The sequence below is a fragment of the Armatimonadota bacterium genome (assembly GCA_031459715.1).
Taxonomy (GTDB): domain Bacteria; phylum Sysuimicrobiota; class Sysuimicrobiia; order Sysuimicrobiales; family Humicultoraceae; genus Humicultor; species Humicultor tengchongensis.
The window spans coordinates 1-6,794 of the sequence record JAVKIA010000061.1 but is presented as its reverse complement, the minus strand read 5'-3'; the positions used below and the strand labels follow the sequence as shown (position 1 = coordinate 6,794).

The window sequence follows — 6,794 nt, the reverse complement described above, 5'->3', positions numbered from 1 at the left end:
CGCTTGGTGTAGAAGAAGTCGAAGTTGTCGGCCTCGTCCCGGCTGATGAGGGTGGTGATCCACCCGCCGGTGTACAGGTGCCAGCGTCCCTCGGCGGGGTCCCCGCCGATCCACAGAGGCGCCAGGTCCCGGGAGGTCCCGTAGCGGCGCTCCACGGTGAACCCGATGGCCTCCAGCAGCCCGGCGATGTAGTCGCCGATCCGGCGGCGCTCGTCCTCGGTGCGGATCAGAAAGGTCAGGGTCACCGGCGCTCCCCGGAACTGCCACTTGCCGCCCACCAGTGTGGCGCCCAGCTTCTGCATCTCCTCGGTGATGACGGCGCGGGCGCGCTCGGGGTTGGGCGCGTAGGCCAGCTCCAGCCGCCGGGCGACGTCGGCCAGGCGGGCGTAGTCGGGGAAGACGGTGGCGATGGGGAAATACCGGGGCGAGCCCAGACCGCCCATGATCTCGCTGGCGATGTGCCGGCGGTCAATGAGCCAGTTCAGCGCCTCCCGGATCCGGGGCACGGCGAACGGGTTGAGCTTGTCGGTGTTGGGAAAGACCGGGCCTACCGGGTTGAGGGTCAGTTCGTGGTAGAGGCCGTAGGAGGTCGCCGACGTCAGCCCCCGCACACGCTCCAGGCGCGCCCGCTGCTCGGGGTTGGAGGTGCCGGAAAACCACACCTGGATGTCGTTGGCCTCCAGCCGGGTAATGGCCGAGGCGTCGCTGGGCTACTCCACCGCCAGGATGACATCCACCCACCCCCCACCCGGGCCTGGGCACCGGTCCCGGCCGGCGGGGTGGCCACCAGGACCAGGGCCGCCACGGCATTTTGGGTTCCCGGCTGGTCTTTAAATACTGGTTCCACGGACCCTGGTTTGCTGTCAACCGGAAGGGTACACCGCCTTCACCTATTTACACACCCCTTTGAGGTTACCTCCGCGGCCTTCATCGCAGCCCCTCCGCATCAACAGGTGCGTCCTCGGTAGTATGATGGGGGTGATGAAGGCCATCGAGTCCGTGCGCGCCTTCTTCAGCGGCGAGGCTGATGTAACCGCCGCCTACCTCTACGGGACCTACAGCGGCGACCGCTCCTGGCCCGATACCGACATTGAGGTGGCCCTGGTCTTTCGCCCCCACATGAGCGAGGAGGCCATCGGTACCTACCTGGAGCACCTCTCCGAGGAGAACCCCCTGGGCGGCGAACCAGGCATCCTCATGCCTTTCGCCCTGAACACGCACATCCTGCCGGTCATCTACGAGATCCTCCGGGGCGGCACGCTATTGGTGGAGAATGACGCCGCGGGCAGGAGGGCTTTTGTCCAGCAGGCGGAGGAGCGCATCGCCCGGGAGCGGGGCGCGCTGCTGGCGCAGGCCAAGGAAGCCATCCTGCAGGTACGCACCCTGGGCTTCGGCCTGGCCTCGGGCGACGGCCGCATGCTCCCTCAGCCCCCGCGCTACCTGGACCCGATCCGGATCGGCTGGCGGCTGGCCCGCATCCTGGGCTCGGTGGCCATGCTGGACAAGGCGACGCGCGACCCGGAGTCCCCGGTGCGGGACGCGAAGCGGCTGGGTCAGGTGATCGGCTGGTTCTCCAACGCCGCCGGCGCGGCTACCGGTATCGCCAAGGCCATGCTCAACATGTTCCAGGTGCCGCGCCCGCCGCGCCGCTGGGAGGTCTTCCTCCCCCTGGCAGACGCCGACCTGCTGACCACCGAGCTGGCCCTCCAGCTGGCCGCGGCGGTGGAGCTGCGCTGGTCGCTGATCACCGGCAGCGGTCTGGTCTCGCCGGAGCGGGTGACAGGTGGCGTGCGCGCCACCCTGGCCCCGATCATCACCTTCTCCCGGCTGGCCGCGTGGTATGCTGAGTTGCCGGGCGGCGAGACCGAACCCTGGGTGCACTGAGGAGCGCACATGGATCAGGTCACTGTGGATGTACAGCCCACCCCCAACGTCAACGCGATGAAGTTCGTTACCAACCGCCGCCTGACCGAGGGGCGCAGTCGCACCTTCCGCAGCGCGGCGGAGGCGGGGGAGCTGCCGCTGGCCCGCCGCCTGCTGGAGATCCCCGGCGTGGTGCAGGTCTTCGTGCTGAACGACTTCATCACCATCACCCGCGACCCGGCGGCCTCCTGGGAAGCCATCGTCCCCCGGGCGGAGGAAGTTATCAAAAGCTCGCTGTCATAGGCTGGGGGACTAAGGGAACAGCCGCTCGCCGCTGTCCTCGTCCTCCACGGTGATGGCCAGGGTGGGGCAGCCCTCGGCCGCTTCCAGGATCTTCTCCACGCCGTCACCGGCGGGGTCTATCACCGCGGATTGGCCGCGGTCGTTGAGGGCGAAGACCCCGGGTGCGGTGAGCACGCAGATGCTGGAGCCCACGCAGCGGTGGTAGTCCACGCGGATGCGCAGCCGCCGTGCCACGGTTACCACTCCAGGGGGAGCTCGGCCAGCGCCCGGGAGACGATGGTGGGGTGGTACTCCAGCTCGTCGGTGGCCAGGCGCATGCCCGGGAAGCGCTGCGCCAGCGCCGCGAACGCCTCCTGACCCTCCAGCCGGGCCATGGGCGCCCCCAGGCACACGTGGATGCCGTGGCCGAAGGCCACGTGGGGGTTGGGGTTCCGCGTGATGTCCACCCGGTCGGGGTGCGGGAACCGCTCCGGGTCTCGGTTCGCTGAGGCCAGCACCAGCAGCATCCGGTCGCCCGCCCGGACCGTCCTGCCACCCAGCTCCGCGTCCACCCTGGCCCAGCGGAATGTGGCCTTCACCGGACCGTCGTACCGCAGCAGCTCCTCCGTGGCTGAAGCGGCCAGGGAGGGGTCGCGGGCCAGACGTTCCCATTGATCGCGGTGCCGTAAAAGGGCCAGCAGGCCGTTGGCCAGCAGGTTGGTGGTAGTCTCGTGCCCCGCGAACAGCAGGACTGTGCAGGTGGCCAGCAGCTCATCGTGGCTGAGCAGGTCCCCCCGTTCCTCCGCCTGCACCAGCGCTGAGATCAGGTCGTCCCGCGGGTGACGCCGCCGCGCGTGGATGAGGGGCTCGAAGTACTCCAGGAGCTTGACCAACCCCGCCTGGGACCGCTCCCGCCGCTGGGGGTCGTCCGCCCGGATGAAGAAGATGCGCGAGGTCTCGTCGGACCACTCCTTCACCGCCTCCCGGTCCTGCGGCGGCACTCCCAGGTACTCGGAGATCACGATCACCGGAAGGTGGAAGGCGAAGTCGCGGATGAACTCCATGTGCCCCCGGTGCGCCACATGGTCCTGAAGCTCGGAGACGATAGCCCGCACCCGGGGCCGCAGGCGCTCCACGCTGGTGGGGGTGAAGGCCTTGTTCACCAGCATGCGCACCCGGGTGTGGTATGGCGGGTCGGTGAATACCAGCCACCGGGAGAAGTAGCGGATCAGGACGTGCAGCCTCTCCCGGTCGTGGGGGGAGAGCTCCTGCTGGAAGTGGGCCATGCGGTCCGAGGAGAGCCGCGCGGGGTCGCGGAACGCCCGCACTATGTCGTCATACCGCGTCACCAGCCACCCGCCCCACCGCTCGTTCCAGTGGACGGGGTCGAGCTGGCGCAGGCGGGCGAAGTACGTGTAAGGGTCCCGCACCACCTCGGGTGCCAGCAGGTCATCCTGGACCAACACCGCCGATCCCCCCTCCCGGGCCTTTGACAGTAAATTGTACTCCATGGCTCCGGCTGCCGTGCGGGCCTTACGGGGACTCCTGGCCGGCCACGTCCCGGGGCGGGCGTGGGAGGGGCGGCCGGCCGCTGGAATTTCCTCACGGCCGGCAGGGTGAGGACCGGCCCGCGCAGAAAAGTCCTTACTACTTCGGTAGTAGGTAACCAATGCGTCCTTCGGCCGCCCGCCTCCTTGAGGCCATGCGTGAGCTGGGGCTCACGGACTACGAGGCCCGTGTCTACCTTGCCCTGCACCAGGCCTATCCGGCCAACGGGAATCAGATCAGCCAGCGCTCCGGCGTACCCTCAGCCAAGGTCTACGCATCCCTGAGGCGTTTGCTGGATCGGGGGCTCGTCACCCTCGTCGACGGCCGGCCGGTCACCTACGTCCCCTTGCCGGCCGATGAATTCCTTAACCTGCGGGAAGCCCGGTTTCGGACCGTAGCGGCGACGATTCGCCGTGGTTTGCGACCGACTGCGGCGCGTCCCTGGCGCGAGATGCTGTGGCACCTGGAAGGTTACGATCTTCTACTGGACCGGGCACGGCGGATCATCGCGGAAGCGAAGCGGGAGCTTTACCTCAGCGCGTGGCGGGATCAGGCGCTGGCCTTGCAGCAGAGCCTGTACCAGGCGCACCAGCAGGGGGTGCACATTGCGGCCATGCTGTTCGACGCTCCTGACCTGGAGGTCGGGTTTACGGTTCACCACGTGATGCTGCGCACCGTCTACGAGCGCCACGGGGGCCAGATGCTGGTGGTGGCCGATGATACCGCGGGCTTGATGATGGACCACTCCGGCGGCAGGTGGTCTGGCGTCTGGACATCGAATCCAGCCGTGCTGCGGACTATCCGCAACTATATCCGGCACGACATCTACGCCAACAAGCTCTACTACCGGTTTGCTGGCCTGCTGCATGCAACCTACGGCCCGGAGCTGGAGCTCCTGCTTGATGTCACGGCGGACCGGGTGCTTCCCACAGCGCCCCTGCCACCGTCTGTGAGCGCGGGTCAGGCGGCCGGTGCCGGCTCGACCGTGCGGGGGTTTACCCGCGGGACCCCAGGAACTAAGACGAAGCGTGGGGGCGGCGGGTGGGCACGCATCCGGACTGGCCATAGTGATCCCCTGGGGGAAGGAGGACGATGATGGCAGTACCAGAGGCCTTTGGCATTACGCTGGACGGCCCGTACTTCGGCCCGGGCCGATGGGTTTCGCCGCTAAACTATCTCCCCGAGGTGCGAGGGGAAATGAGGCTTCCCGCGCGGGTGGTGATCCACGATGTGACGCTGCGCGACGGAGAGCAGACCGCACGTGTGGCCTTTACCGTAGAAGAGAAGCTCTTCCTGTCCCAGGAGATGGATAAAATCGGCATCCCATCCATTGAACCGGGCCTGCCGGCCACAGAGGAGGACCGCGAGGTGATCCGCACGCTGGTCCAGATGAAACTGCGGGCGCGGGTGACCCCGCTGGTACGGGTGCGCGACGACGATCTGCAGGCGGTCATTGCCTGCGGCGCACCGGGAATGGTTCTGGAGTTCGGTATTAACCCGTTCCTCATCAAGTACGCATACAACATGACCCCGGAGCAGCTGATCGAGAAGATCGTAGTCTTCTCCCGCCGGGCCAAGGATGAAACCGGTATGTACGTGGAGTTCATGGGCTGGGACACCTTCCGCATCCCCAGCCTGGACTATATCAAGCGTTTCTTCGGCGAGATCATCGAGCGTGGCGCCATCGACCGCATCACCGTCTCAGACACGTTCGGCATGGCGCACCCGCTGGCCATGCGGTTCTTCATCTCCAGGCTCCGCCAGTGGTTCCCGGAGACGCCGTTGGGCCTGCACATTCACAATGACTACGGCCAGGCCACTGCCAGCACCATGATGGCCGTTGCCTCGGGCGTTGATGAGGTGCACTGCTCCGTGAACAACCTGGGTGAGCGCGCCGGCAATGTGGCCACGGAGGAGGTGGCGGTGGCGTGCGAACACCTGCTGGGCGTTCCCACGGGAATCCAGCTGGAGGGACTCTACCGGCTGTCCCAGATGGTGGCTGAAATCTCCAAGATCCGGCCGGCCTCCAACAAGCCTATCGTCGGCCCCGGGCTGTTTGAGGTCGAGTCAGGTATCGTCATCCACATCCTGCGGCAGTTCCGGGCGACGCCCCTGGGAGAGGTGGCGCTGTTTCCCTACCCGCCGGCGCTGGTGGGACGCGACGGACCCAGCCTGGTGGCCGGGCGCGGGACCGGCCGTCACTACGTGGAGATGACGCTGGAGGAGCAAGGCCTGCGCGCCACCCCGGAGCAGGTGGAAGAGATCGTGCGGCAGGTGAAGACCGTGGCTCTGCGGCTGAAGAATGCGCTGCCTCCGGCAGTCTACCAGGGCATCATCCGCGAGGTGCTGGGCGCAGAAGCGGCGGCGCCCGGATCCGCGGCTCGATCCCCTGCGCAGCGGTAGCGGCCTGGCCGGGTTTGCGCAGCGGGAGGGGGAGAACCATGGAGAGCTACATTGTGGGCCGCACTCGGGTGACGCTCATCGACCTGAGCGACACGCTGGAAAATGAGACCAGCGCTTTCGAGCCCAACCGCCACCAGATCCAGTACGTCGACCACGTGCAGGGCATGCACATGACCGTGGACGTCTTTAAGGTTGACCAGAGTCTGCTCCCCGCCCTCTTTCCAGATGGCCATGCCTGGGCCGTGGAAGTGGCCACACTTTCGTCGCATTCCGGGACCCATATTGATGCCCCCTATCACTATGGTCCCACATCCGGTGGCGAACCGGCGAAGACCATCGAGCAGTTGCCCTTGCGGTGGTTCTTCAGCGACGCCTTCGTGCTGGACATGACGCACAAGCAGCGCGGTGAGGGGATCACTGCGGCGGATGTGGAGGCCTCTCTGGCGGCGATGGGTTATGCTATCAAGCCCTACGACATCGCCCTGGTTCGCACCGACACATGGAAGGCCTTCAAGCAGCCCGGTTACGACATGCTGCACCCCGGGCTGGAACGCAGCGCCACCCAGTACCTGGTTGAGCGCGGCGTGAAGGTGATAGGTATCGACGCCTGGGGGCTGGACCGTCCGTTCGACGTAATGTTCCGGGAAGCCGCCAGCGGGGTGCGCGGCAGGTTCTGGGAATCCCACTTCTACGGCAAG

The 6,794-nt window shown here is 67.0% G+C and carries 8 protein-coding genes; 5 read left to right on the top strand and 3 right to left on the bottom strand.

Annotated features, from left to right (window positions below; translation table 11 throughout):
- Nucleotides 1-662: ABC transporter substrate-binding protein (locus QN152_13515; protein ID MDR7540522.1), on the bottom strand; the 662-nt coding region annotated here is incomplete at its 3' end.
- A 319-nt stretch (nt 663-981) separates the two neighbouring features.
- Here QN152_13515 and QN152_13510 point away from each other — a divergent pair.
- The gene (locus QN152_13510; GenBank protein MDR7540521.1) at nt 982-1,884 is read left to right on the top strand and encodes a nucleotidyltransferase domain-containing protein; all 903 of its coding nucleotides are present in this window, start codon (nt 982-984) and stop codon (nt 1,882-1,884) included.
- Nucleotides 1,885-1,893: 9 nt separating this feature from the next.
- Nucleotides 1,894-2,166, top strand: coding sequence for a NifU N-terminal domain-containing protein (locus QN152_13505; protein ID MDR7540520.1), 273 nt, complete (start codon nt 1,894-1,896; stop codon nt 2,164-2,166).
- A 9-nt stretch (nt 2,167-2,175) separates the two neighbouring features.
- Here QN152_13505 and QN152_13500 read toward each other — a convergent pair whose 3' ends face one another.
- Nucleotides 2,176-2,400 (bottom strand): ferredoxin, encoded by a 225-nt coding sequence (locus QN152_13500; protein ID MDR7540519.1) that lies wholly within the window; start codon nt 2,398-2,400, stop codon nt 2,176-2,178.
- A gap of 2 nt (nt 2,401-2,402) precedes the next feature.
- Nucleotides 2,403-3,611, bottom strand: a complete 1,209-nt coding sequence (locus tag QN152_13495) for a cytochrome P450 (protein ID MDR7540518.1) — start codon at nt 3,609-3,611, stop codon at nt 2,403-2,405.
- 203 nt (nt 3,612-3,814) lie between these two features.
- Here QN152_13495 and QN152_13490 point away from each other — a divergent pair, with 203 nt between their 5' ends.
- From QN152_13490 to QN152_13480, 3 genes are all read left to right on the top strand, one after another.
- Entirely contained in the window at nt 3,815-4,789 is a 975-nt protein-coding gene (locus tag QN152_13490; protein ID MDR7540517.1) for a helix-turn-helix domain-containing protein, read from the top strand.
- Entirely contained in the window at nt 4,786-6,096 is a 1,311-nt protein-coding gene (locus tag QN152_13485) for a hypothetical protein (protein ID MDR7540516.1), read from the top strand. The genes QN152_13490 and QN152_13485 overlap by 4 nt, the downstream gene beginning before the upstream one ends.
- A gap of 38 nt (nt 6,097-6,134) precedes the next feature.
- Nucleotides 6,135-6,794 (top strand): cyclase family protein (locus tag QN152_13480; GenBank protein MDR7540515.1); only part of this gene is annotated, 660 nt, incomplete at its 3' end.

Excerpts from the sequence above, each read along its gene's own strand:
- QN152_13510 (MDR7540521.1), top strand. The coding sequence starts at position 982 with ATGAAGGCCATCGAGTCCGTGCGCGCCTTCTTCAGCGGCGAGGCTGAT.
- QN152_13505 (MDR7540520.1), top strand. The coding sequence starts at position 1,894 with ATGGATCAGGTCACTGTGGATGTACAGCCCACCCCCAACGTCAACGCG.
- QN152_13490 (MDR7540517.1), top strand. The coding sequence starts at position 3,815 with ATGCGTCCTTCGGCCGCCCGCCTCCTTGAGGCCATGCGTGAGCTGGGG.
- QN152_13485 (MDR7540516.1), top strand. The coding sequence starts at position 4,786 with ATGATGGCAGTACCAGAGGCCTTTGGCATTACGCTGGACGGCCCGTAC.